28 protein-coding genes are annotated in these 24,718 nt (G+C 31.8%); 19 read left to right on the top strand and 9 right to left on the bottom strand.

The annotated features are described in order from the left end of the window. Positions 1-33: 33 nt before the first annotated feature. The 3 genes from rpsP to HA140_RS07220 all read left to right on the top strand — a co-directional run bounded on the left by rpsP (position 34) and on the right by HA140_RS07220 (position 2,202). Positions 34-399 (top strand): 30S ribosomal protein S16, encoded by a 366-nt coding sequence (gene rpsP / locus HA140_RS07230; protein WP_209040460.1) that lies wholly within the window; start codon positions 34-36, stop codon positions 397-399. A gap of 36 nt (positions 400-435) precedes the next feature. Next, entirely contained in the window at positions 436-1,392 is a 957-nt protein-coding gene (locus tag HA140_RS07225; RefSeq protein WP_209040459.1) for a PhoH family protein, read from the top strand. Between the two features lie 72 nt (positions 1,393-1,464). Continuing rightward, a complete protein-coding gene (locus tag HA140_RS07220; RefSeq protein WP_209040458.1) occupies positions 1,465-2,202 on the top strand; it encodes a Bax inhibitor-1/YccA family protein in 738 nt (245 codons plus the stop codon). Between the two features lie 49 nt (positions 2,203-2,251). On the opposite strand, the gene HA140_RS07215 is transcribed toward HA140_RS07220, so the two are convergent. Continuing rightward, entirely contained in the window at positions 2,252-2,779 is a 528-nt protein-coding gene (locus HA140_RS07215; RefSeq protein ID WP_209040457.1) for a hypothetical protein, read from the bottom strand. A 38-nt stretch (positions 2,780-2,817) separates the two neighbouring features. On the opposite strand from HA140_RS07215, the gene era reads away from it, so the two are divergent. Genes era through larB form a run of 4 tightly spaced genes read left to right on the top strand, consistent with a single transcriptional unit; the run spans position 2,818 to position 6,046 of the window. After that, on the top strand, positions 2,818-3,729 hold the full coding sequence (gene era / locus HA140_RS07210) for a GTPase Era (RefSeq protein ID WP_209040456.1): 912 nt from the start codon (positions 2,818-2,820) through the stop codon (positions 3,727-3,729). Then, entirely contained in the window at positions 3,730-4,950 is a 1,221-nt protein-coding gene (gene trmD / locus HA140_RS07205) for a tRNA (guanosine(37)-N1)-methyltransferase TrmD (RefSeq protein ID WP_209040455.1), read from the top strand. Then, complete coding sequence (locus HA140_RS07200; RefSeq protein WP_209040454.1) at positions 4,947-5,393, top strand: TIGR03792 family protein; 447 nt, start codon at positions 4,947-4,949, stop codon at positions 5,391-5,393. The genes trmD and HA140_RS07200 overlap by 4 nt, the downstream gene beginning before the upstream one ends. Then, a complete protein-coding gene (gene larB, locus HA140_RS07195; RefSeq protein ID WP_209040453.1) occupies positions 5,390-6,046 on the top strand; it encodes a nickel pincer cofactor biosynthesis protein LarB in 657 nt (218 codons plus the stop codon). Before HA140_RS07200 ends, larB begins: the two co-directional genes overlap by 4 nt. 5 nt (positions 6,047-6,051) lie before the next feature. Here the strand turns inward: larB and HA140_RS09455 are convergent, their stop codons facing one another. The 5 genes from HA140_RS09455 to HA140_RS07175 all read right to left on the bottom strand — a co-directional run bounded on the left by HA140_RS09455 (position 6,052) and on the right by HA140_RS07175 (position 8,716). Continuing rightward, complete coding sequence (locus HA140_RS09455; RefSeq protein ID WP_011376917.1) at positions 6,052-6,183, bottom strand: hypothetical protein; 132 nt, start codon at positions 6,181-6,183, stop codon at positions 6,052-6,054. Positions 6,184-6,250: 67 nt separating this feature from the next. Then, positions 6,251-6,418: a hypothetical protein gene (locus HA140_RS07190; protein ID WP_209040452.1), complete on the bottom strand. Its 168-nt coding sequence runs from the start codon at positions 6,416-6,418 to the stop codon at positions 6,251-6,253. 112 nt (positions 6,419-6,530) lie between these two features. Next, positions 6,531-6,740, bottom strand: a complete 210-nt coding sequence (gene thiS / locus HA140_RS07185; protein ID WP_209040451.1) for a sulfur carrier protein ThiS — start codon at positions 6,738-6,740, stop codon at positions 6,531-6,533. After that, positions 6,730-7,785 (bottom strand): thiamine phosphate synthase, encoded by a 1,056-nt coding sequence (locus HA140_RS07180; protein WP_209040450.1) that lies wholly within the window; start codon positions 7,783-7,785, stop codon positions 6,730-6,732. Before HA140_RS07180 ends, thiS begins: the two co-directional genes overlap by 11 nt. 7 nt (positions 7,786-7,792) lie before the next feature. After that, entirely contained in the window at positions 7,793-8,716 is a 924-nt protein-coding gene (locus tag HA140_RS07175; RefSeq protein ID WP_209040449.1) for a bifunctional riboflavin kinase/FAD synthetase, read from the bottom strand. Positions 8,717-8,784: 68 nt separating this feature from the next. Between HA140_RS07175 and HA140_RS07170 the strand changes: the two genes are divergently transcribed. After that, a complete protein-coding gene (locus HA140_RS07170; protein ID WP_209040448.1) occupies positions 8,785-9,318 on the top strand; it encodes a DUF3611 family protein in 534 nt (177 codons plus the stop codon). Here HA140_RS07170 and surE read toward each other — a convergent pair. After that, complete coding sequence (surE, locus tag HA140_RS07165; RefSeq protein ID WP_209040447.1) at positions 9,298-10,107, bottom strand: 5'/3'-nucleotidase SurE; 810 nt, start codon at positions 10,105-10,107, stop codon at positions 9,298-9,300. The two genes, HA140_RS07170 and surE, sit on opposite strands and share 21 nt — an antisense overlap. A 68-nt stretch (positions 10,108-10,175) precedes the next feature. Here surE and pheS point away from each other — a divergent pair, with 68 nt between their 5' ends. Then, positions 10,176-11,183, top strand: coding sequence for a phenylalanine--tRNA ligase subunit alpha (gene pheS / locus HA140_RS07160; protein ID WP_209040446.1), 1,008 nt, complete (start codon positions 10,176-10,178; stop codon positions 11,181-11,183). Positions 11,184-11,253: 70 nt separating this feature from the next. Next, on the top strand, positions 11,254-12,162 hold the full coding sequence (locus HA140_RS07155) for an NAD(+) kinase (RefSeq protein ID WP_209040445.1): 909 nt from the start codon (positions 11,254-11,256) through the stop codon (positions 12,160-12,162). A gap of 13 nt (positions 12,163-12,175) precedes the next feature. Here HA140_RS07155 and cbiE read toward each other — a convergent pair whose 3' ends face one another. After that, on the bottom strand, positions 12,176-13,450 hold the full coding sequence (gene cbiE / locus HA140_RS07150; protein WP_209040444.1) for a precorrin-6y C5,15-methyltransferase (decarboxylating) subunit CbiE: 1,275 nt from the start codon (positions 13,448-13,450) through the stop codon (positions 12,176-12,178). Between the two features lie 83 nt (positions 13,451-13,533). Here cbiE and HA140_RS07145 point away from each other — a divergent pair, with 83 nt between their 5' ends. The 6 genes from HA140_RS07145 to lexA all read left to right on the top strand — a co-directional run bounded on the left by HA140_RS07145 (position 13,534) and on the right by lexA (position 18,976). Continuing rightward, on the top strand, positions 13,534-13,785 hold the full coding sequence (locus tag HA140_RS07145; RefSeq protein WP_209040443.1) for a hypothetical protein: 252 nt from the start codon (positions 13,534-13,536) through the stop codon (positions 13,783-13,785). Next, positions 13,760-14,260, top strand: a complete 501-nt coding sequence (locus tag HA140_RS07140) for a DUF3122 domain-containing protein (protein ID WP_209040442.1) — start codon at positions 13,760-13,762, stop codon at positions 14,258-14,260. Before HA140_RS07145 ends, HA140_RS07140 begins: the two co-directional genes overlap by 26 nt. Positions 14,261-14,275: 15 nt before the next feature. Continuing rightward, positions 14,276-15,370, top strand: coding sequence for a bifunctional diaminohydroxyphosphoribosylaminopyrimidine deaminase/5-amino-6-(5-phosphoribosylamino)uracil reductase RibD (gene ribD, locus HA140_RS07135; protein ID WP_209040441.1), 1,095 nt, complete (start codon positions 14,276-14,278; stop codon positions 15,368-15,370). A gap of 113 nt (positions 15,371-15,483) precedes the next feature. Next, positions 15,484-17,346, top strand: coding sequence for an ATP-dependent zinc metalloprotease FtsH (gene ftsH, locus HA140_RS07130; RefSeq protein ID WP_209040440.1), 1,863 nt, complete (start codon positions 15,484-15,486; stop codon positions 17,344-17,346). A gap of 28 nt (positions 17,347-17,374) precedes the next feature. Further along, entirely contained in the window at positions 17,375-18,301 is a 927-nt protein-coding gene (gene argF / locus HA140_RS07125) for an ornithine carbamoyltransferase (protein ID WP_209040439.1), read from the top strand. A 57-nt stretch (positions 18,302-18,358) separates the two neighbouring features. Continuing rightward, positions 18,359-18,976, top strand: a complete 618-nt coding sequence (gene lexA, locus HA140_RS07120) for a transcriptional repressor LexA (protein ID WP_209040438.1) — start codon at positions 18,359-18,361, stop codon at positions 18,974-18,976. An 18-nt stretch (positions 18,977-18,994) separates the two neighbouring features. Here lexA and HA140_RS07115 read toward each other — a convergent pair whose 3' ends face one another. Then, entirely contained in the window at positions 18,995-19,930 is a 936-nt protein-coding gene (locus tag HA140_RS07115; RefSeq protein ID WP_209040437.1) for a UDP-glucuronic acid decarboxylase family protein, read from the bottom strand. 143 nt (positions 19,931-20,073) lie between these two features. Between HA140_RS07115 and HA140_RS07110 the strand changes: the two genes are divergently transcribed. The 3 genes from HA140_RS07110 (at position 20,074) to galE (ending at position 24,533) form a co-directional block, all read left to right on the top strand. Further along, positions 20,074-21,480 (top strand): nucleotide sugar dehydrogenase, encoded by a 1,407-nt coding sequence (locus HA140_RS07110; RefSeq protein WP_209040436.1) that lies wholly within the window; start codon positions 20,074-20,076, stop codon positions 21,478-21,480. Between the two features lie 614 nt (positions 21,481-22,094). Beyond that, positions 22,095-23,528, top strand: a complete 1,434-nt coding sequence (locus HA140_RS07105; RefSeq protein WP_209040435.1) for an FAD-dependent oxidoreductase — start codon at positions 22,095-22,097, stop codon at positions 23,526-23,528. After that, the gene (gene galE / locus HA140_RS07100) at positions 23,529-24,533 is read left to right on the top strand and encodes a UDP-glucose 4-epimerase GalE (RefSeq protein WP_209040434.1); all 1,005 of its coding nucleotides are present in this window, start codon (positions 23,529-23,531) and stop codon (positions 24,531-24,533) included. Positions 24,534-24,718 lie beyond the last annotated feature (185 nt).

Here is a 24,718-nt window from a genome sequence, read left to right as displayed (position 1 = left end):
ATGATATTATTAATAAAAACGTATTAATTTAAAATGATTAAATTGCGCCTTAAGCGCTTTGGAAAGAAAAAAGAGGCAAGTTTCAGGATTGTTGCATGCAATAGTACTTCCAGAAGAGATGGTAGACCTCTACAAGAATTAGGTTTTTATAACCCAAGAACTAAAGAAACTAGGCTCGACACAGAAGCTTTAAGATCAAGACTTACACAGGGTGCTCAGCCAACTAACGCAGTTAGAACATTGTTAGAGAAAGGAGGGTTATTAGAAAAAATAGAAAGACCATCAATTGCCATTGGTAAGGCTAAGTTAGAGAAGGAGAAATTAGCAAAAGCTAAAACTAATGACGAAGAGAGTGATAGTGGTAAAGCTGATAGCGTTATTGAGGAAGCCGAAAGTTAGTTGCTTGTCTAATTTTTATTCAAATACATTATCTAAATGAAAGAAGTTTCCAAAACTGGTCACTTCACTATTGATTTGCCAAACTCTGATGCTGCTACAGCTTTGTCTGGTCCTGGGAATTCTTTTTTAAAAAAGTTTGAGTCTCTTACAGGGGTTTCTTTGACTATAAGAGGTTTACAACTTGAGATGAATGGTGTCATATCTAAGCTTGAGAGAGCTTCTGCCTTAGTTGAGCTGACAAGACCTATTTGGGAACAAGGATTAGAAGTTCCAGAAGTGGACCTTAAAGCAGCTTTAAGTTCTTTAAATATGGGAGAGTCATCTTCACATGCTGAACTTGGTAAAAAAGTCCTTGCGCGTTCTAAAGAAGGAAGATATTTAAGACCAAGGACTATAAGGCAAAAAGAATATGTCGAATCAATTGAAAATTTTGATCTTACTTTCGCAATTGGTCCAGCTGGTACTGGCAAGACATTTTTGGCAACTGTTTGCGCGGCAAGATTATTGAACGAGAAAAAAATTGAAAAAATCATCCTAACCAGACCAGCTGTTGAGGCTGGAGAAAGTTTGGGATTTTTACCTGGTGATTTGCAACAAAAAGTAGATCCATATTTAAGACCCCTATTTGATTCTTTACATAGTATTTTCGGATTTGATAGGACAAATTCTCTTATTGATAAAGGAATTATTGAAGTTGCCCCTTTAGCATTTATGAGAGGCAGAACCTTAGACAATTCGATGGTTATCCTAGATGAAGCACAAAATACTACTTGCTCTCAAATGAGAATGTTTTTGACCAGATTAGGAGAGAGATCAAAAATGGTTGTAAACGGAGATATTACACAAATTGATTTAAAAAAAGATCAGGAAAGCGGTCTAATCGAAGCATCAAGAATTTTCTCTGAGACTCAAGGTATAAAATTTTGTTATTTAACTATTCAAGATGTAGTTCGTCATCCTTTAGTTCAGAAAATTATTGAGGGTTATCAATAAATTTATAACTCTGGTGATCCGTACCCTGAAATTTTAAAAATCAAGTAGAATAAAGACATATTTATTAAAAAAATGCCAGCAAGTAGTAATTTCAATCAAGCTATTCGTGAAGCACAAACTAGTTCAATTGTTGGACCTAATGTTGTTCAAAAAGCACTACCCTACGTTGGTGGAGGTATGGTGTTAACTTCTCTAGGGGTTTTAGCAGGTGTCTCACTCATAGCAACAAATCCTAGGCTTTTCCAGCCTCTATCAATAGTTGCTCTAATTGCAGAATTGATTTTGTTTTTTATCGCCACAAGTGCTGCAAATAATGCAAATAATGCAAAAGCTTTGCCTTTACTAACAGGCTTTAGTTTGTTAACTGGATTCACTTTAAGTGGAATAGTTGCTTTAGCAATAGGAACCATTGGTATTGGTTCGGTTGGGACAGCTGCTTTGGCTACAGGTATTACCTTTGTTATTGCCTCTTACACTGGCCAAAGAATGAGTGATAGTGTTGGTCAAGCACTAAGTGGAGTGGTTGGTCTTGGGCTGATCGGATTGCTTATAGCAATGTTTGTTCAATTAATTGGAGGTTTCTTTGCTCCAGGAGTTTTTGGAGGTTCAGGACTTGAATTGATAATTGCAGGTTTTGGAACTGTATTATTTGTTGCAATGTCTTTTGTTGATTTCTACACAATGCCAAGAAGATATAATGATGATCAATACCTAGCAGGAGCTTTAGGTATGTATCTAACTTATATTAATCTTTTTGTTTTTATATTGAGATTAATGATTGCTCTCCAAGGTGGTGGAAGAAGAGACTAAGAATTAAGTAATTTTCTAAGTAAAAGCGTAGATTTATTTCTACGCTTTTTTATTGGGCAATATCATAAATTTGTTTTTTTATAAATTCCTTCTGCTCTGAATCATATTTTACCGAATTATCAAAACTATTCCCCATATTATCTAAGTTTCTTAGGACTTGATTAACAGACTTTGTAACAGATTTGGTTTCAAGTATTCTCAAAATAGTTTTACATCTATCAGAGATAATTTCTGAGGTAATCTCATATTCATTATTATTATCTCTTCGATGAATAATAATTTGAGCGGAACTCATTATTAAATTTTTTAATACTATGTCTACTACAGCATCCCCACCTTCGTTCAGTTTGTAAATTAATGAAAAAGGAAGTTTATCTAACAAAAAACAATCTTTATCTGATAAAGCATACGCAAAAAAACCTCTGAGTCCATTTCTTGTTTTAATTAGCTCTGCAATTCTATCTGCTAAAACCTCTTCGCTGACTAAGTCTTCACCCCACTCTTTACACCATTTTGCGGATATATTTATTGCTTGTGTAAAAGAAGCTTCCTTTAAATTTATGGTTTTTTTTTTCATTTTTGATCAGAATTTTATTATTGATGCATTAAAAGTCTTTGACTAATTATAGATCTGGGTTTGTAACTTTACTAGGAAGACCAAATGTCGGTAAATCTACTTTAATAAATAAATTGATTGGAGAAAAAATAACAATTACTTCTCCAATAGCGCAAACTACTAGAAATAAATTAAAAGGGATACTTACTACAGAAAATGGGCAAATAATTTTTGTCGATACACCAGGTGTTCATAAACCTCATCATAGACTTGGAGAAATATTAGTAAAAAACGCAAAATCTGCAATTAATGGAGTTGATATGGTTATTTTTGTAATTGATTCAAGTGAAGAACCTGGTAGAGGTGATGAATATATATTAAACTTTTTAGTCGCAAATAAAACTGAGTTTATTGTTGCATTAAATAAGTGGGATTTGGTTAATAAAGAATTTAAGAATTTACGATTAGATCAATATAGAAGATTTTTTGGAATTAATAGAAACTTTCAAATTGTAAGTGCTTCTCAAGGAGAAGGATGTTCTGAACTGGTCGATATGGTACTTAATTTACTTCCAGAAGGACCAAAACTTTATGGCGAAGAGACGATATGCGACCAACCATTAGATAATTTATTATCTGATTTAGTAAGAGAGCAGGTATTAATAAATACAAGAGAAGAAGTGCCTCATAGTGTTGCAGTAAAGATAGAAAAGATAGAGGAAATGAAAAGAAAAAATGGCAAAAGTTTTACAGCTATTTTGGCTAACATTATTGTTGAAAGATCAACTCAAAAAGGGATTCTTATTGGAAAGAAAGGTTCAATGTTAAAAATTATTGGTCAGTCAGCTAGATCAAATATGTCAAAATTGATTGATGGTCCAGTTCATCTGGAGTTGTTTGTGAAAGTTATTCCAAATTGGAGAAAAAATGAATCAAGGTTAATTGAGTTTGGTTATGAGGAAGATTTCTAGATGAGTAGTTTTAATTTTGATGTGATTACATTGTTCCCTAAAGCTTTTGAATTAATAAATAATTCAGGGGTAATAACAAGAGCTCTTGATAAGAATTTGATAGATGTAAATTTACATGATTTAAGAGAACATGGTGAAGGTTCTTACAGACAAGTAGATGATAAGCCTTATGGAGGAGGAGCAGGTATGGTACTAAAACCTGAACCTATTTATAAGGCATATGAATCAATTACAAAATCAACTAAAAGTAAAACTTTGTTGATGACCCCACAGGGTAAAGTCTTAAAACAAAAAGATCTTGCGAGATGGTCCACTTTGAATCAAATAATAATTATTTGTGGTCAATACGAAGGTTTTGATGAGAGGATTAGATGTTTAGCTGATGAAGAGATATCGATAGGCGATTACGTACTTTCTGGGGGAGAAATACCCGCTATCTCAATAATTAACGGTTTGACTAGATTGTTACCAGGAACTCTTGGTGATCCAGACTCCTTAGTGGATGAGAGTCATAATTCTTCTTTATTAGAATACCCTCAATACACTAGGCCATTGACTTTTAAAGATATGAAAGTGCCAGATGTTTTAGTAAGCGGTAATCATGAAGAGATTAAATCGTGGAGAAGACGAAAAAGTATTGAAAGAACATTGGAGAGAAGAAGTGACTTAATTTCAAATGAAAACTACAAAAAATCCCCACAAAGTAAGAGAATAATAAAAGATTATAATCAATTCATGAAATTTAGAATAGGTAATGGATATGATATTCACAGACTAGTAGAGGATAGAGATTTAATTATTGGAGGTGTGAAATTGCATCATCCTGAAAATTTAGGCTTGGATGGTCATAGTGATGCAGATGTTTTAAGTCACTCATTAATGGATGCATTATTGGGTGCACTTTCATTGGGTGACATAGGAAAGTATTTCCCCCCATCTGATGAAAAATGGAAAAATGCTAATAGTTTGTTTTTGTTATCAAAAGTAATTGACTTGGTAAGACATGATGGTTGGGAAATAAGTAATATTGATAGTGTTCTTGTCGCTGAAAGGCCAAAAATGATGCCACATATAAAACTAATGAAAAAAAACATTTCTGAGATCTTAAATATTGATGAAAATTTAATTGGTATTAAAGCAACTACGAATGAAGGACTGGGTCCAGAAGGTAGAGAAGAGGGTATAAGTTGCCATTCAGTAGTATTACTTGTGAAAAAATGAATTTAAATTTAAATTTGGAAAAAAATTTTCAAAGATTTTGTTTAGTTTTAATATGCTTAGTAGTTTTATTTTTTCAATCTGATATGTCCAATTTGAAAGCTCTTAATATGGATAATTATCAAGGTGAAATGGTTATTGAGGAATTAAGACTTAAAGTCCCTGCTGATTTAAAAGCAGCATGGTTGAATGCTGAAAAAGAAATATGGGAGCCATGGTTATCTTCTCAAGATGGTTTTTTGGGGAGACAATTATTTTGGGATAAAGAAAAAGAAGAAGCTTTGATATTGGTAAATTGGAAAAGTAAAAAATTATGGAAAAGTATACCAATGTCAGAAGTAAATGTAGTCCAACAAAGATTTGAAGATAATGTTATGGCGGCTATAAATGTAGGAGAAAATCCTTTTAAATTAATTTATGAGGGAGAGTTAGATAAGCAAGGATGAATTTTGATATCAAGTTTGATTTCCAAAGAAGAGAGAGGCTTGGAATCATTGAGGCTATTTGGGGGGAAGACAAGAGTATCGACCAATTAAAGAGATTATCTGAAAGTGTCTTAAGTAAAAATGAGGTTGTTTTCATTACTAGGATTAATAGTGAAAAGGCTATTTATCTTTTAGATTTGTATGATGATGCACGATTCTATGAAGAAGCAAATTGTCTAATAATTGGGAAAAATCTGAATAAAATAAATACAAATAAAAAAGTTGCCATAATTTCTGGAGGCTCAAGTGATTTGGCAGTAACACTTGAAGCGCAATTAGCGCTCGAAATTCATGGAGTTAATTTTCAATCTTTTATAGATGTTGGAGTAGCAGGACTTCATCGATTAATGAGTCAGTTAGAAGAAATTTATAAATATGATGTATTAATAGTTTGTGCTGGAATGGAAGGAGCCTTGCCAACAGTTGTGGGAGGGTTGTTGCCACAACCCATAATTGCAGTACCCGTCTCAGTCGGCTACGGCGTTAGTAAGAATGGAACTGCTGCTTTAAATAGTATGTTGTCAAGTTGTTCTCCAGGTATTGCAGTTATGAATATAGATAATGGTTACGGAGCAGCAATGGCGGCTCTAAGAATTATTAAAAGTATTTCCTAATTGATTTACTTTTTTTCTATTTCTAACAGATTTTCTATCCATAAATTAAGTTGTTTTGAAAGCATTCCTTCTTCTCTCATTTTAATTGCTTTTATCACCACCTCTGTATTTACCCATTCTGGAAATCTTTTCGGCATTTATTTATATATTCAGTAACTTTAATTTGGTACATTTTTTTATAAAGACAAGATCTAAGTAACAAATTTAATCTTTTATGTTTGATTTAGTACCTAATCTAGAAAGCTCAGAAGATGTATGTTCATTTTCTACATTTTTTAGTCTTTCAATTAATTCAGAAAGATCTTTATGTGCCAACTCCCCATTTTGCTCCCATTTTAGGGACCTTGAATTACTATCAATTTTTTCTTTCATTATTCTCTTGAAGTAATATGAATATAAAACGAAACTAGGAAAAATTTGGTTAATGTTTCAGGGTTAAACTTAAAAAATTATGAAGATTTTAAATATTCGAAAATTTTATCGTTTAACCACCACCAACTATTGAAACTATTTCTAAATTATCCCCATCTTTAAGTTTTACTTTTTCCCATTTTATGGAATTAATAATTAAATTATTTAGCTCCACGACAATTGTGTTTGGTTTATATCCCATTAAATTTAGAGCTCTAGATAGTAGAGCATCTTCTTGATCAAGTTCTATTTTTTTTTCTTCTCCGTTTACCCTAATTTTCATGAGACAATTCTTTTAGAATAATAATAGCGTCTTCTTTAGGATCTTCAGAATTCATTAATTGGGAAACTAAAGCAACTTTTTTCAACCCATTTCTTTTTAAGTATGAAATATTTTTCGAATTAATTCCTCCGATAGCAAACCAAGGAATATCTAAATCTTTTGTTAATGTTTTGATCTTTTCAATACCTATAGGTTTTTTGTCCTTTTTTGTTGCTGTTTCAAATACTGGCCCTATTCCTATGTAATCACAACCATCTTTAAGAGCATTAGAAATATCAATTTGATTATTTGCGGTTATACCAATAATTTTTGAATATCCTAATAATTTTCTTGCGATTTTTAATTCTAAATCATCTTGTCCAAGATGAATTCCGTCTGCATTAGAAGCAAGTGCAATATCAATTCTGTCGTTAATGATGAACAAAGAATTATATTTTTTACATAGATTTTTAATCTTAATTGCTTCTTGAAGATTATCTTTATCAGTTCCTGTTTTAAATCTATGTTGAATAATTCTTACTCCTGCAATTAAAAGCTCTTCTATGATTTCTAATAAATTTTCCTTTTGATCTGTGATTACATATAAGTCATTTTCTATCAATATTTCCTCAGAATTCTTACACTTGCTTAAACTTAATAAGTCAATTTCTATATTATAAATTTCATATCTAATTTCCGAAGCGACTGTGGAAAGCTGATGATTATGTGGCCTTGAGAATTCTTCTATTACTCTTAATGCTTCTTGAATTCTGCCTGAATTAGAACTTATAATTTGATCAGAGCTTTTTCTGTTGATTTGCTCTCGATGAGTCAATCCTTTGCATTTGTCCTCAATATGATTTCTAGATTGTTTATAAATTTCTAAATGATTTTTTCCTAAAATTTGTCTGAAATTTTTAATCCTTTTAACGTATTTTTCTTTGCCTAAACCAAATCTGGCCCAATCCTCTAGTACTCTTAATCCTTCTCTAGCCCTATCTAAATTAGCGTCAATAATCTGATAAATTCTTAAATCTTCAGAGTTTGTCTTATTGGAATTCAGCATTGGTAAATTATTTTTTGTTTTTTTTAAAAATTCTTAGGGCATTATCTCTATCTTTTTTTATTTGATTAGAAAGTTGATCTATACTCTTGAACTGGATTTGAGATCTAAGCTTTTCAACTGGTTCTACAGATAGATTTAAACCGTATAAATCGATATCTTTATTAATTAAATGAACTTCAACTGCAGATGGCAATAAAGGATTTATTGTTGGTTGAGAACCAAGATTCATAATAGATTCAATTTTTTGGTTGGAATTTTCTATAGTTGCCCAAGCTGCGTAGACTCCTTCTCCAGGTAAAAATTTTCTGCCATCTATTTCAAGATTTGCGGTAGGCCATCCTATACTTTTGCCAATTGCTTTACCTTTAACAACCTTTCCATTAAAACTATAGGGCCTATTAAGCATTTTGAAAGCATTTTTCAGATCACTTTTCTCTAGTAAATCTCTTATTCTGCTGCTGCTAATTCTACCTTCTTCGTCTTCTAAAATTGGAGTAATTTTTAGCTTAATGTCCGTATCTTTAATCGTATTTTTAATAGTATTAATGTCTCCACTTCTTCTAAAACCAAATTTAAAATTCGCACCTACAGAAATATTTTTTGCTTGTAATTGATTTATTAAAATATCTCTTACAAATCTTTCTGCACTTAATTTTGATAGTTCCTTATCAAAAGGTATTAGAACTAATTGTTCAATCCCAAGATCTTCAAGAATAGGAAGTTTTTCATAAGGGAGATCAAGTCTAAGACGCATTTCTTTGTATAGAACTTCTCTGGGATGTGGCCAGAAGCTTGCGATTGTAGGGGTATGTTGAGTTTCTTCAACTACACTTTTTATTAATTTTCTGTGACCAGCATGTAAACCATCAAAACTTCCGATAGCTATTGAAGTAGAGTTCTTAATTTCAGATGGCGATATTAAAGAGATCAAAAGATTACGTGCAATTTTATGATTTTGATGGCAAATTTGAATAGATTATAGTTTATTGAATCAAATGAATGTCTGACAAAATTGATTTTCAGTCCCTTTCATTTGGAATGCGGCGCATTGGATGGATACGCTTTTGGGTTCAATCCATTTTAGGTGTTGTTGTTGCAGCTGTTTTGCTTTTTTCAAATGTAGTAAATAATAGCGAAGGACAGCTTGGCTTGGCGCCTGGGCTATCACTTACAACAATATCTTTGATCTTACTACTTATTAGTCTTTGGCAAGGTTGGCTAATAGTTAGAACAGGAAGAGCAATCGCAAGCAACGCAAGACCCTCAAGAGGACAAACCAGTAAATTAATAAAAAGAGGTCTAATAGTTGATTTAATAGGGATTTTGTTTGGATTAATTGGATATCAAGCTCTTATGGGCGCATTATTTATACAAGCATCATCTCAGACGACTGGACAATTAATAACAGCGACATCTGATATCCCAATTACTGGACTTGAAATATTATCAGTTCTCAGTAACACACAAGTTATTGCTGCTCATTTTTTTGGACTTTGCTTTTCTTTATGGCTTTTAAGAAGGATTTACAAATGAATTATTAATTTTAGGTAAGTCTTCTAAATTACCCCTCCAAAATAAATCTGGTTCTACAGGTGTAAGAGATATTTTATTATCTTGTATTTGAGATACATCACTAGGCCAATTCTTAGGACCATAACCTTTTGATTTGAGATCTAAAACTACCTCACCTGCTAACCAATAGTAATCATCACCCCTTGGGTCTTCTCTCTTTGAAAATTGATTTTTATATTTTCTTACCGATAATCTTGTCCAAGATAATTCTTTTATTTTGCTTTTCTCGCAAGGGGGTATATTCAAATTTAATAGAAGTGATGCTGGCCAACTATCGTTAATTGCTTGTTCAGCAATATTCATTGCAATTTCTCCAGCAAATTCAAAATTCTTCCATTTAAAACTAGCCACACTTATTGCCATGGAGGGAACATTTTCTAAAGTACCTTCCATGGCCGCAGCTACTGTGCCTGAACAAAAAATATCTGTTCCTAAATTTGGACCGTGATTTATTCCAGATAGAACCAAATCAGGTTTATTATCCAAGAGTTCAGATAGTGCTAATTTGACGCAATCTGCAGGTGTGCCCGAACATCCCCAAGCTTTAATGCCTTCCCCAAATAATTCGTCCGCTCTCTCCACTCTTAATGGAGATTGTAATGTAAGTCCGTGACCAGTAGCTGATCTTTCTTGGTCAGGACATACTACTTTTACCGAATGCCCTCTTTTTTGTGCTGATTTTGCTAAGGCTCTTATTCCCGCTGCAAAAACACCATCATCGTTGCTAATTAATATATTTAACGGTTTCATTAATCAATAAATTTTATTTATGGACGATATTTAAGTAAGATAAAGTGATACCTATTTTTACTATATCAGTGAGTCAGATTGAATCATTAAGTCAAATTGAGGAAAAACTAAATAATCTTTCTCTAACAGCAAAAAATAATATAAATAATGCTAATACTCATGAAGAACTTGATCAATTAAGAGTTTCATTGTTAGGAAAAAAAGGCGAATTATCGATTCTCTTGAAAAAAATGGGTCAATTATCTGCTACTGATAGACCAATTATTGGCCAGAAGGCAAATAAAATAAAGATAAATTTGCAAGAATTAATAACTGATAGAAAAAATCAACTAAATATTGAAGCCCTAGACAAAAAGATTAAATCTGAAAAAATTGATGTAACTATCCCTTCAATTGGAACCCCTCCTGGAAATAAACATCCTTTAATTTCAACTCAAGATGAAATAATAGATATTTTTTGTGGTTTAGGATACTCAGTTGAAAGTGGTCCTGAAATAGAAACTGATTTTTACAATTTTGAATCTCTCAATATACCCAAAAATCATCCTGCAAGAGATATGCAGGATACTTTTTATTTAGATGAAAATAGACTTTTAAGGACCCATACTTCTCCTGTTCAGATTAGGTTCTTAGAGAAAAATCCTCCTCCAGTCAGAATTATTGCCCCTGGAAGAGTGTATAGAAGAGATGCTGTAGATGCTACTCATTCTCCTGTATTTAATCAGGTTGAGGTTTTATGCATAGATCAAGATATTAATTTTAGTCATCTAAGAGGAACTGTTCTTACATTTTTGAAGACCTTTTTTGGAGATATTCCTGTCAGATTTAGAGCTAGTTATTTCCCATTTACTGAACCTTCGGCAGAAGTAGATGTTCAATGGAAAGGTAAATGGTTAGAAGTAATGGGATGCGGAATGGTAGATCCAAAGGTCTTAGAAAGATTAGGAATAGATTCCGAGAAATGGACCGGTTTCGCTGCTGGATTAGGAGTTGAAAGATTTTGCATGGTAAGACACCAAATTGACGACATCAGAAAATTTTATACAAATGATCTTAGATTCTTAGAACAGTTCTAATAGAATTGAAATTTTAAATTAGGATTGTCAAGCTAATTAGTCTAAGATAGATATAGTTTTAGTGTTTTGATTGTCACGTAAAGCAGGACTAATAATTAATGATGGGAAAGAACTTGCCGTTCAAACTGCATGTTCTGTTGAGAAAAAATTGGAAGAATCAAATTATGAAGTCGTAAGAGTTAGTAGTTCCGGTGGAATGGTTGGATTTGCTAATCCTGATCAACATGTTCGTCCTTTGGGATATAAGAACTGTGTTCCCGAGGGGTTCGACTCGTCAATGGAATTTGCAATTGTTCTTGGCGGAGATGGAACCGTGCTTTCTGCGGCAAGGCAAACAGCTCCCGCTAAAATACCAATCCTTACAATAAATACTGGTCATTTAGGTTTTCTTGCAGAAGCTTATTTATCAAATATTGATGAAGCAATAGATAAAATCATTTCTGGAAATTGGGATATTGAAGAAAGAACTTGCTTTATTATTAGTGTAATGAGGAATGATCAGAGGAGATGGGAGTCTCTCTGTCTTAATGAAATGGCTCTTCATCGAGAGCCTCTAACAAGTATGTGCCATTTTGAGATTTCTATAGGCCGACATGCTCCTGTCGATATTTCAGCTGATGGAGTTATTTTATCTACTCCAACTGGATCTACAGCATATTCTCTAAGTGCTGGAGGACCAGTTATTACACCTGATTGCCCAGTGGTGCAATTAACTCCAATAGCTCCTCATTCATTGGCATCAAGAGCATTAGTTTTTAATGATTCAGAGCCAGTAACTGTTTTTCCCGCAACACCTGAAAGACTTGTAATGGTTGTGGATGGAAATGCTGGTTGTTATGTTTGGCCTGAAGATAGGGTTTTAATAAGAAAAAGTAAACACTCAGTGAAGTTTATTAGACTTGAAGATCATGAATTTTTCCAAGTTTTAAGAAATAAACTAGGCTGGGGTTTACCCCATGTGGCTAAACCTAACAAATAACATTTGTTTAAATTTATTTTTTCCCTTTTAATAGAAAAACAGGATTATTTGGTTCTAATCTTATTCCCTCAGAGATACTTAAGCTTTTATAGGTCTGAATTAAATTTAAATTTGTTTTAAAATTTTTATCTTCTAATTCCTCTTTTAATTCTTTAATAGTTTGAACGTCAATTATTGGGATAACGATAATATCTCCAATACACATACCTGTAGCCAGTTTTTTAATAATTTGAAGTTTAGTCTCTTTATCACATCCTCCAATTATTAATCTATTAGGTTTTTCAAAAGCACTTAAATTTCTCGTATTCAATATATTATTTATGTCTTCTTCAAAAATAAATTTTGGTTTAACACAAAGCCTTTTTGAGTTTTCTAGTACTAATGACTTTGAACCAATCCTTTTATCAAAACAAAATAAATCTAAATCAGGCCTTAATTTTAATGCCTCTAAACCAATTGACCCACAACCTGCTCCTACATCCCAGATTACACCATTTTTAGGGAGCTCTAAATCAGCCAAGATTTGAACGCGAACCTCCCTTTTAGTAAATAAATTTGGTCTATCATCAAAAGTCTTTAAAATGTGGTCACTGATTCCGAAAAGAGGGAGATTATCATTTGAGTAATTTTTCTTCGTTTTTGTAAGAACAACAATATTCAAACTTGATATATCAGCGGGAAATGATTCTTTAAGATTTAATTGTCTAATCTTTTCTTTGTCGAAACCTATTTCTTCGAAGAGCCAAAAATCATAGAAGTCAATCAGATTTAATTCTGATAAGTTTTTTTTGATTATTTCTAAAGTATTATTATTTGAATCTGTAATAATAGATATGCTTGGAGTCCTTGCTTTAAGAGCTTCAACTAACTTGGTAGAGTCTCTGCCATGCATACTTAAATTAACAGTATCTTGCCACGGAATCTTTAACTTACTAAATGCTAATTGAATGCAAGTATTTGAAGGGTAAAAACTTAATTCATCTTTTGAAAAATTTTCTAATAATATTCTCCCAATTCCAAACCAAAGCGGATCTCCTCTGGAAATTAAAATAACATCAGTTTTTTGAGATCTAAGCCAGTTAAGAAGTTCGTTATTACTTTTGCTTGAAAAAAATGATTTCTTTTTTAATAAACCATTTTCGCTCCATGATTTAATTTGTTCAAAATATGTATTTGGAACTGCAATATTTTCTGTTTCTAAAAATAAATTTTGTAATTTGAAAGATAGATCCTCAAATTTATAAGAATTAATCCCAATTACATGAATTTTTCTATTAACTTCAGTCATCAATATTTAATGAAATGGAACTTAATTGTTTGAATGTTTTATTAAATTATCTTATTATTATTCGAGTTACTATAGTAAATTAATTGTCTGAAAGGAGAAAGAGATTACATGATTTATTGTTAACTCTAATTAATAAAGATAGTGAATTTGAGTTTATTGAAGAAGATTCTAGCGATTTAACATCTAGCTATTCTAAAAAAGACACTTTGAATTTATCTCGAGTTATAGAAAAAAATCGTAAAATAATCAAAAGATACCAATCTATTGTAAGAACAGCTGTAACTTTAGATGCCCTGATGGATTCTGAAAATGAAGAAAATTACAAGATCAAATAAAAATATTTTTTTAAAAGGAATATTACCTTTACTTTTACTACTATCCTTTATTTTTAACCCATTAAAAGTATCTGCAGAAGTTGTAGAAACAGAAATAAATGGGGAATTAATGAATGCCAGCACTGAATTTTTAAGGGACTTGGATTTTGAAACTTGGCAATTAGTAGCTTATAAATCCCCTCTTTTTGAAGATAAATTGATTTTGAGAGTGATAGGATACCCAGGAAATCTCAGGATTGATCATCCCACTAACTTGAGGGTTGAATCTGGGATAAAAGAGTGGCTTTTAGATGATAAAACATTACTTAATTTTGAATTAGCAAATGATGGAAGACAAGCTGCTGCAGAATTTGATCTTGATGAATTGATTAAAAATTTAGATAAAAATAGACCATTAAGATTATCTTTGTCAGGAGTTTTTTCTGAGTTACCTGTTCCTCCTTTTGTAGTTAAAGAATGGAGATCAATAAACTGAAATTGATATTTGGAGATGTCTGAAAAAAATTTAAGCCATACAAAATGGATGAAAAGAGCAATCTTTTTAGCTTCTTTGGGCAAAAATACAACTAGTCCTAATCCTAGAGTGGGAGCTGTGATACTCGATAAGAATGGAAACCTAATTTCAGAAGGATTTCATTACAAGACTGGAATGCCCCATGCAGAGGCAATGGCTTTTGATAATTTAAAAAAAGATGCTAAAGGTGGAACAATGTATGTGAATCTTGAACCTTGTTGCCATCAAGGTAAAACACCTCCATGTGTAGATAAGGTGATATCCTCTGGGTTGAAAAAGGTATACATATCTATTAAAGACCCTGATAAAAGAGTCTCTGGTAAAGGTATTAAGCTTTTAAAAGAAGCTGGAATACAAGTTTACTTAGGATTATGTAAAAAAGAATCCTTAAATCTTAATAAGGCTTTCATTCATAGGAATACTACAAACAAGGCATTTGGTGTTCTTAAATGGGCAATGAGTATAGATGGAAGAATAGCTTTAAAAAATGGGAAAAGTAAATGGATTTCTAATGATGAATCAAGGTCATTAGTTCATGCTTTTAGAGCAGAATTTGATGCAATAATAATTGGGGGAAACACATTAAGAAGAGATAACCCATTATTGACCACTAGAGGTTCCAAAGAACCTGAGCCTTTGCGAGTTGTTTTCACAAAAAGTTTAGATCTCCCTTCAGAATCTAATCTTTGGGATTGTAGTAAGGCAAAAACTTTAGTTATTTATGATTCTTCCACAGCAAATGAAAGCTACCTCCCAAGGATTCCAAAATGTGTGGAAGTTGAAAAGGTGTCATCAGATAATCCAGAGTTAATTTCAAAAATACTTGCAAAAAGAGGATGTAATAAAGTGCTGTGGGAATGTGGCCCTAGTTTGGCTACCGCCGCTATCAAATCCAATTGTATTCAGGAAATTATCACCTTTATTGCACCAAAAATTTTAGGCGGAGAAAATAGTATGAATCCCTTTGGAGATTTTGAATTTAAAGAAATGCATGAAATTATTAATTTAAGTGATTCTAAGTTTAGTTTGGTTGGAAATGATATATGCGTTAAGAGTTCATTTGAAAATTAATTTTTTATTAATTTTAATTGGTTAAAGTACCGTTCGGTTCTTACCCAAAAAAAATAATACAGATACGGAATCTCTTCGTTTAGTTTATAATAAGTTCAAAATTGCCCACAACCATGCCAATAAGACAAGATGATAATCAACCTAATAGAAAGTTTGGAATTGTAAATATCATTTTGATAGGAGTAGGTGCCTTACTATTATTCAGCAGCCTTTTCCCTAATCAAAATATGCAAATCCCTAGAGTTCCTTACTCTTTATTTATTGATCAGGTAAATGATGGCGAAGTTAAGCGTGCGTATATTACTCAAGAACAAATTAGGTATGAGTTGAATGGGGCAGAAGAGGGAGCTCCCTCTGTCTTGGCAACAACTCCAATCTTTGATATGGACCTTCCTCAAAGATTAGAAAGTAAAGGAGTGGAATTCGCAGCAGCCCCTCCCAAGAAGCCTAATTTCTTCTCAACTATCCTAAGCTGGGTTGTACCACCTTTGATTTTTATACTTGTTTTGCAATTCTTCGCTAGAAGAAGTATGGGTGGAGGAGGAGCGCAAGGCGCTTTAAGTTTTACCAAAAGTAAAGCTAAGGTTTATGTCCCAGACGATGAATCCAAGGTTACTTTTGCTGATGTTGCTGGTGTAGATGAAGCAAAAGACGAACTAACCGAAATTGTCGATTTTTTAAAGAGACCAGAAAGATATACAGAAATAGGAGCTCGCATACCCAAGGGTGTACTTCTTGTTGGACCTCCAGGTACAGGAAAGACTCTTCTTTCTAAAGCTGTAGCTGGAGAAGCTGAAGTTCCTTTCTTTATTATTTCTGGTTCTGAATTTGTTGAACTTTTTGTAGGTGCAGGTGCGGCAAGAGTAAGAGATTTATTTGAGCAAGCAAAGAAAAAAGCTCCATGTATAATTTTTATTGACGAATTAGATGCAATCGGTAAAAGCCGTTCTGGGTCAATGGGGGTAGTTGGTGGTAATGACGAAAGGGAACAAACCCTAAATCAGTTACTTACTGAAATGGATGGTTTTTCTTCAACCGATAAGCCAGTAATTGTTTTAGCGGCGACAAACCAGCCAGAAGTCCTTGATGCTGCTTTATTGAGACCAGGGAGATTTGATAGGCAAGTTTTAGTCGATAGACCAGATCTCTCTGGAAGAAAGACAATTCTTGAAATTTATACAAAAAAAGTCAAACTTGCTGAATCTATAGATTTAGAATCAATTGCACAAGCTACTAGTGGTTTCGCAGGAGCTGACTTAGCCAATATGGTAAACGAAGCTGCTTTATTGGCCGCAAGAGCTAAAAGAAAGAGTGTTGAACAACAAGATTTAAGTGAAGCTATTGAAAGAGTAGTTGCTGGTTTAGAAAAGAAAAGTAGGGTTTTACAAGATGATGAGAAGAAAGTCGTTGCGTATCATGAAGTTGGCCATGCAATTGTTGGTCATCTTATGCCTGGAGGCTCAAAAGTTGCAAAGATTTCGATTGTACCGAGAGGAATGAGTGCGCTTGGTTATACTCTTCAATTACCAACTGAAGAGAGATTTTTGAATTCCAAAGAAGAACTTAAAGGTCAAATAGCTACACTTCTTGGAGGGAGATCTGCTGAAGAAGTTGTCTTTGGAAAAATTACGACTGGAGCTTCAAACGATTTACAAAGAGCAACTGATATAGCGGAACAAATGGTTGGTACATTTGGAATGAGTGATATTCTTGGCCCCCTTGCTTACGATAAACAAGGAGGAGGTCAGTTTTTAGGAAATGGAAATAATCCAAGAAGATCTGTTAGTGATGCCACTGCTCAAGCAATTGATAAAGAGGTTAGAGATTTAGTTGATGATGCTCATGAAACTGCCCTTAACATTTTGAGGAACAATTTGCCTCTTCTTGAGTCTATTTCTCAAAAAATTCTTCAAGAGGAAGTGATAGAAGGGGAGGATCTTAAAACTCTCTTAGCAGAGAGTAAAATGCCTGCATAGTAGAATCTAGATCTTACTAGAAATTTTCATGCTTAAACCAAATAAGCTTGCTAATAATAATTTCCTATCAAGCTTGGATTTATCAACTGATGAGGTTTTTCATATTTTAGATCTTGCAAATAATTTTAAGAATAAAAAAATAAGTGTTGATCTTAAAAATAAAGTTTTAGGATTGATATTTGAAAAGTCATCAACACGCACAAGAGTTAGTTTTCAAGTTGCCATGTCAAGGCTTGGTGGAACTACTATTGACCTCGATCCAACAACATCGCAAATTGGAAGGGGCGAGCCAATTAAGGATACTGCAAGAGTTCTGAGTAGATATTGTGATGCTATCGCGATTAGAACTTTTGATCATTCAAATTTAGAGGAATATGCAAAGTGGTCTACTAAGCCAGTTATTAATGCACTTACAGATTTAGAGCATCCATGCCAGGCCTTAGCTGACTTTTTAACGATTCATGAGGAATTTCTCGATTTTAAAGATGTAGTTTTGACATTTATAGGTGATGGGAATAATGTCGCAAATTCTCTTATTTTATGTGGGGCATTATTAGGAGTAGAAGTTAGAATTGCATGCCCTAGAGGTTATGAACCTAACTCTCTGGTGGTCAAAAAAGCATATGAAATATATAAAAATAAGGACTTATTGAAAATTACTAATGATCCTAATACGGCTGTTTGTGGTGCGAACGTTCTTTATACAGATGTTTGGTCATCTATGGGGCAAGAAGATAAAAAAGAAGAGAAAGACAAAATTTTCAGCGGATTTTCTATTGATAATGATTTAGTATCTAAAGCTGAAAAAGAGGCAATCATTCTTCATTGCCTTCCTGCGTATAGATCTAAAGAAATAACTGATGAGGTTTTTGAAAGTAAAAGAAATAGAATTTTTGATCAAGCAGAAAATAGATTGCATGCTCAACAAGCACTTTTATCTTGCCTACTGATATAAAAATACTTGCGAACTATTTAATAAAAAGGTACAAATGTATTAGAGTACATTTGTTTCATGGAAACTTTTTCGGAGGATAGTCTTACCCCGGCTCAAAATGAGCTTTATGGATGGATAAAAGATTATATGAAAGAATTTCAACATAGCCCATCTATCAGGCAGATGATGCAAGCTATGGGATTAAAATCTCCTGCCCCAATTCAAAGTCGCTTAAAACATTTACAAGAAAAAGGATATATTTCATGGCAAGAAGGTAAAGCAAGAACAATGCAAATAGTTGATGAAATTATAGAAGGAGTGCCAATTATGGGATCAGTCGCAGCTGGAGGTTTAATTGAAACTTATTCTGATGTTCAAGAAAATTTAGACATTTCTGATGTCTTGAAAAATAAAAATGTTTTTGCTCTTACAGTGAATGGAGATTCAATGATTGATGCTTGTATTGCAGATGGAGATATGGTGTTGATGGAACCAATTAAAGATTCTTATTCCCTTAGAAATGGAATGATTGTAAGTGCTCTCGTACCAGGTTTAGGTACAACTTTGAAATACTTTGTTAAGAGAGGGAATAAAATATTTTTAGAAGCTGCAAATACATCATATGAACCAATTGAATTAAATTTAGATGAAGTAGTCTTCCAGGGAAAACTATTAGCCGTATGGAGAAAAGTTTAAAAATTTTTAAAAAAATTTCTACAGATTATTTTTGAACCAATCTATGGTTTTTAATAATCCATCTTTTAATTCAATTTCAGGTTCCCAATTTAATAATTCTTTGGCTAATTGAATGGAGGGCTGTCTTTGTTTTGGATCATCATGTGGTAGCTTTTTATATTCAAATTCTAAATTTGGATTTATCAAAGTTCTTACCAAATTGGCTAATTCTTTTATTGAAAATTCATTAGGATTCCCAATATTAATTGGATGATTATAATTACTATTCATAAGGAGAATCATCCCATTTATTAAATCGTCCACATAACAAAAGGATCTAGTCTGAGTTCCATCTCCATAAAGAGTTATTTTTTGATCTTTTAATGCCTGAACTATAAAATTGCTTATTACTCTTCCGTCGTCAAACCTCATATTTGGCCCATAAGTATTAAAAATTCTCATTATTCTTACTTCCACTCCGTGAACTCTTTGATAATCTGCACATAAAGTTTCAGCAACTCTTTTCCCTTCGTCGTAACAGCTTCTTATCCCAGTTGTGTTTACTGATCCTGTGTAAGATTCTTTTTGTGGATGTTCTTTTGGGTCTCCATAAACTTCACTTGTGCTTGCTAATAATATTTTGGCCCCTACTCTTTTTGCTAAACCGAGCATATTATAAGTGCCAATAAAACTAGTTTTGGTGGTTTTAATTGGATTATATTGGTAATGAATAGGTGAAGCAGGACATGCTAAATGCCATATATTGTCCACTTCAAGTTTTATTGGTTCGGTGACATCATGTCTAATAAACTCAAAATTTTGATATTTGAATAACTCTTTAATGTTTTTTTTTGTTCCTGTAAAGAAATTATCTAAACATATAACTTCTTCCCCTCTATCTAGTAATTTTTTAGCAAGATGTGAACCAAGAAATCCAGAACCTCCTGTAATTAAATTTCTAATATTTTTATCCATTGAGAAAATTGTGAATTTTTTTTTTGTTACTCATTATATTAAGTCTTTGTTAGTAGTATTATTCTAATACTTACAATTATTGGAAAATTAAGTTTTTCTAAATTAAGAATATATTGACTAAGAATTAATAGTTTGAACTCAACATGAAAAATAAATTTATTAAAAATATTTGCTGTATAGGTGCAGGATATGTAGGTGGCCCAACTATGTCAGTAATTGCCTTTAATTGTCCTGAATTAAGAGTTGATGTAGTAGATATTAATAAGGAAAGAATAGAGGCATGGAATAGCGAAGATTTTTCCAAACTCCCTATTTTTGAGCCTGGATTAGAAGATATTATAAAAAAATGTAGAGGTGTAAATCTTTTTTTCTCAAATAATGTGGAAGAAAGTATATCTAAGGCAGATATTATATTTATCTCAGTAAATACTCCAACAAAGAAAAAAGGAATTGGTGCAGGTTTCGCAAGTGATTTGAAATGGGTTGAATCTTCTGCACGACAAATAGCAAAATTTGCAAGAAATCATACAGTTGTTGTAGAAAAAAGTACTTTGCCCGTCAAAACTGCTGAAACAATAAAATCTATATTGAATTCATCAGAACAAAATGAAGGGATTAATAAGATGAATATCCAGAATAATCAAAAATCTTTTTCAATAGTATCCAATCCAGAATTTTTGGCTGAAGGAACTGCTATTAATGATCTCCAAAAGCCTGATAGAGTTTTGATTGGGGGCGAGGATCATTATTCAATTGATTTAATTTCAGATATATATCAAAATTGGGTAGATAAAGAAAAAATAATAACTACAAATTTATGGAGTTCAGAATTATCAAAATTAGTTTCTAATGCTTTTTTGGCTCAAAGAATTTCATCTATAAATTCTATTTCTGCAATTTGTGAAGCAACTGGGGCAAATATTAATGAAGTAGCAAAAGCTATTGGAACTGATACGCGAATAGGTAGTAAATTTTTACAACCTGGACCGGGCTTTGGAGGAAGTTGTTTTAAAAAAGATATTTTGAATCTTGTTTATTTGTGCAAATTTTATGGATTAAATGAAGTAGCAGATTACTGGGAGCAAGTAGTTGATATTAATCAATGGCAACAAAATAGAATATCATCCTTGGTAATAAGAAATTTATTTGGAACTTTATCAAATAAGAAACTAGCAGTATATGGATTCTCTTTTAAGGCAAATACGAATGATACAAGAGAATCACCAAGTATAAATGTTTCAATAAACTTACTTCAAGAAGGAGCAAAGTTGAGTTTTTACGACCCTAAAGTTAGTGAAAAGCAAATTTTGTCAGAGTTCGAAAATAATATAAATGAAAAAAATGTTTTAGTAAATAATACAGCATTAAAAGCTGCTGAAGGTGCAGATGCAATTATTGTTTTGACCGAATGGGAAGAATTTAATCATCTAGATTGGGAAGATATTTTCAAGATAATGAGAAAACCTGCTTGGGTATTTGACACTAGAGTTTTTCTCGATAAACAATATTTAAAAAATATTGGTTTTAAGGTTTGGTCATTAGGAACTTAAAACGAGAAATTTATTTTTAAGAATTATTTTTAAAATATGCTTAGTTATAGAAAATTATTAAATAAGATTTTTATTAAATTTGGAAATAATGGTAAGAAAAGATTATTTTTAGTAATTGGAATATTTAATATGTTTCTTACTAATATTATTCTCCAAATTTTATTATTTCTAGTATCCACTTTTCTAGCGACTGTCATTAGTCAGATTTTTAATTTTATAATTGGGTATTATCTTTATGGAAAAAAAGTTTTTAAGGTTAATAAATTAGATAAATTTTTCTTTAAGAAATATTTATTACTTGCACTAACATTATGGATGTTAAATTTTGGACTTATTCAATCATTTTTCTATTTCGGAGTAAATAAGAACATTTCAGCCTTACTATTAATACCTTTTTTAGCTTTATTTTCTTATTATTGTCAAAATAAATTTGTTTTTAAAAAAAATTAGAATTTATCTAAGATAAAATTCTTTAATGATAAAAAAATAAAAATCTTAGAGATATAGTTAACTGAGAATTTAAAAGTTTTTTCGAAATAAACAAAAAATATACAATTTTTAAGATTTTAAAAATTAATGTATGTAAATCAATTAATATAAAAAAAAAATTTTTGATGAAAGAAGAAAATAATGAAATTATTGTTATTGGGGCAGGTCCAGCAGGACTCGCTGCTGCAGTAAGGCTGGCAGAGTTAAATAAGAAAACAAAAGTTTTTGAATTTTCTGAAAAAGTTGGAGGCATGTCTGGGAGCATGAAAATTTGGGGACATATAGTAGACTTTGGACCTCATAGATTTTTCTCTTCAGATAAGGTTGTTGTAAATTTTTGGCATCGTTATGTAAAAGATAATTTTGTTATGGTAAAAAGACAAACAAGGATATATTTCAGAAATAAGTTTTTTAATTATCCTTTAAAACCCTTTAATGCTCTTAAAAACTTAGGCATAAGAAATTCCTTCTTTTCTTTGATTAGTTATTTCAAATCTAAAATTCTACCCCTTGAGGAAGATGGGTCAATGGAAATATGGCTTTCTAATAGGTTTGGTTATAAATTATTTAAAACATTTTTCAAAACTTATACTGAGAAATTATGGGGTAAATCATGCTTGGAACTTGATGCTGACTGGGCAGCACAACGAATTCAAAAATTAACTCTAGGTGGGGCTTTAAAAAACGCTTTAAAATTAAATTTCAATAAAAAAAATAATCATAAAACTTTGGTTGATGAATTTGCATACCCGAATATTGGTAATCAATACTTTTATGACGAATTAAAGAATTTTGTAGAGGATTTTAATAAACAAGAAATAATGTTTAATTCCAAAGTATCAAAAATCTTAATTGATAAAAATAAAGTAATTGGAATTGAGTTATCTAATGGGAATAAATATAACTGTAATTGGCTAATTTCCTCTATGCCAATAACTTCTTTGATTTCGGGTATGAAGGATGTTCCCCAAGAAGTTATTTCGGCAATTAAAAAATTGAGATTTAGAAACACTCTGCTTGTATATCTTTTAATTGAGGGCAAAGATATTTTTCCTGATCAATGGTTATATATTCATGATCCAACTGTTCTACATGGTAGGATAACTAATTTTAGAAATTGGTCCCCAGATATTGTTAATGAAAATGGCACTACTGTAATTTGTATGGAATTCTGGTGTTTCGAAGATGATGATATTTGGAGGATGCAAGAGGAGGATTTAATAAATTTGGCTTCTAAAGAAGTTTCGAAAATAGGGCTGATTAAGAAAGAAAAAATTTTGGAAGGTAAATTAGTTAAGATTCCAAAATGTTATCCAATGTATGAAAGAGGCTATAAAGAAAATCTTAATATTGTTATTGAATTCTTAAACAAAATTGATGGTTTGATTCCTATTGGAAGATATGGATCTTTCAAATATAATAATCAGGATCATTCTATACTTATGGGCATTATGGCAGCTGAGTCAGTAGCTATCAATAAATCTCCAAATCTTTGGGAAATAAATACTGATTCAAAGTATCAGGAGGCAGGAGATTCTTCAGATATTTCAAATACCTAAATGAGAAATAAATGTAAGTGGATGATAGTTGGAGGCGCTGGCTATATTGGATCACATGTATCTAGATGTTTTATAGATAATGATTTAGATGTGGTAATAGTTGATAATTTAGTTACTGGTATTAAACAAAGAATTCCTGAAAATGTAAAACTCTTCAATCTTAACTGCGAAAATCATAGTAAATTAAAAAAATATATCTTAGAGAATAAAATTGATGGAATAGTTCATCTTGCTGCATTTAAACAAGCAAGAGAATCATGCATAGATCCTCTAAAATACTGGGATAATAATGTAAGGTCTACTTTAGGAATAGTAAAAGCCATCAAAAATACTAATGTTAGATACTTGATATTCAGTAGCTCTTGTTCTGTTTATGGTCAAGGAGGAGAAGTCCAAGAAGATAGTAAGCTTGACCCTATAAGTCCATATGGGTGGACAAAATTTGTTTCTGAACAAATAATTCAAAATTGTGCTGATCAACTTAATTTTTCTTTTATTAGTCTACGTTACTTTAACGTCATAGGAAATGATAATTTCCCAATGGCTTTTGATAATAGTGAAGAATGCCTAGTCCCCAAAATTTATAAAGCAATTATAAATAAGAAATTACCAAAGGTATTTGGGACTGATTTTGAAACTTCTGATGGTACTGCAATAAGAGATTATATTGATGTAAGAGATTTGAGCTATATTCATTTTCTTGCTGCTAAACACTTAATGGAAAGTAAAAAAAACTTAAATAAATTTTTTAACGTAGGTTCAGGTAAACCAGTTTCTGTTTTAGAAATTATTAATTCTTTTTCTAGATTATTAGCAATAAAAATAATGTATGAAGATGTAGGTAGGAATCCGGCTGATCCTAGTAAGGTTTGGGCAAATAATGAAAAGTTTTTTAGGAATTTCGGCTGGCAACCAAAACACAGTATTGATTCTTCTATTAAATCCTTTTTAGAAAGTCCAGAAATAAAAGAGGAACTTGATAAATTATTTAATTCAAGATCATGATATTTAAAAAATAATGATATCTTTAATTTTAACTTTTCTAATTTTTTGTCCTTTTTTTACATTTAGGGATAATTTAACTGCCTCAAAATATATTACTTTTGCTACTTCTTTAAGTTTCGCATATGCCAGCTTGGGTCTCTTGGGTATATGCATTACATTTTTGCAATTAACTTACATACCACTTT

This window comes from Prochlorococcus marinus CUG1417 (assembly GCF_017695975.1).
Taxonomy (GTDB): Bacteria; Cyanobacteriota; Cyanobacteriia; order PCC-6307; family Cyanobiaceae; genus Prochlorococcus_A; species Prochlorococcus_A marinus_AG.
Note: the sequence above shows the minus strand (reverse complement) of the source record. Positions and strands in the feature narration are given on the sequence as shown.